A 1360-nucleotide genomic window follows, 5' to 3' on the forward strand; every position below is an offset into this window, starting at 1 on the left:
GGTCGTGTCCCAACGCGTGGTGTAGGAGCGCCAAGGACGGTTCTCCTGAGCGGGGCTGGTCCGCGTGTCAGGGTGCCGCGGGCGGCAGGCTGACGGTGTCAGTATCGCTCAACGGCGCGAGCGTCTCCAGGCTCATGTAGCGGCGCTGGATGCTCCACTCGTCGTGCTGCTCCAGCAGTATGGCGCCGACCAGGCGAGTGACCGCCGCCTCATTCGGGAAGATGCCCACGGTGTCGGTGCGGCGCTTGATCTCGCCGTTGAGGCGCTCAAGCGGGTTGTTGGAGTGGATCTTGGGCCGGTGCGGGGTCGGGAACCCCATGTAGGCCAGCACGTCGGCCTCGGCGTCGTCCATCAGGGCTGCGAGCCGGGGCACCCGGGGGCGGAGCTGATCGGCGACCTGGCGCCACTGCGCACGGGCCCGGGGTGCGTCGGCCTCAGCGAACGCGGTGCCGATCCAGGCGGAGACGATGCGGCGCTGGGTCTTGCCCGCATGGGCGGCGGCGTTGCGCATGAAGTGCACCCGGCACCGCTGCCAGGTGGCGCCCAGCACCTTGCTGATGGCAGCCTTGAGGCCCTCGTGCGCGTCCGAGATCACCAGCTTGACGCCGCGCAGGCCACGGCGGGCCAGGGAACGCAGGAACTCGGTCCAGAACGGCTCGGCCTCGCTGTTGCCGATGGTCATGCCGAGCACCTCGCGGCGGCCGTCCGTGTTGGCGCCCACCGCGATGATCACCGCCACGGACACGATGTGCCCGTCACGCCTGGCCTTCACGTAGGTCGCGTCCAGCCAGACGTAGGGCCAGTCGCCCTCGATCGGGCGGGTCAGGAAGGCGCCGACGCGCTCGTCGATTTCGGCGCACAACCGCGACACCTGGCTCTTGCTGATGCCGTCCATCCCCATGGCCCGCACCAGCTCGTCCACCGACCGGGTGGATACGCCCTGCACGTAGGCCTCCTGGATCACGGCCGTCAGCGCCTTCTCTGCCGTTCGACGCGGCTCCAGGAAGCCCGGGAAGTAGGAACCCTTGCGCAGCCGCGGAATGCGCAGCTCCACCGTGCCCGCACGGGTGTGCCAGTCCCGCTCCCGGTAGCCGTTCCGCTGCACCCGGCGCTCCGGGCTGCGCTCGCCGTGCGCGGCCCCTGTCAGGCTCTCGGTCTCCAGCTCCATCAGCCGCTGGGCAGCAAAGCCAATCATCTCGCGCAGGAACGTCGCGTCCGAGCCTTTCGCCAGCAAATCGCGCAGGGCAGTCTCATGGTCGGTCATCGTGGGGTCCTTGGGTCAGAGTTGCGCCTCGCAACCCAACCCTACCCAGGTTCACCGCGGTGACCGCCTCCTACACCACGACCAGGGACACGACCC

At 69.6% G+C, this 1360-nt stretch carries 1 protein-coding gene; it reads right to left on the reverse strand.

Features of this window, described 5'->3' with window-relative positions:
- Nucleotides 1–67 precede the first annotated feature (67 nt).
- Nucleotides 68–1264 carry an IS256 family transposase gene (locus ACVMLK_RS21035; protein ID WP_058390394.1) on the reverse strand — a complete coding sequence of 399 codons (1197 nt, stop codon included), beginning with the start codon at nt 1262–1264 and terminating at the stop codon, nt 68–70.
- Nucleotides 1265–1360 lie beyond the last annotated feature (96 nt).

The sequence above is a fragment of the Teichococcus aerofrigidensis genome (genome assembly GCF_054073225.1).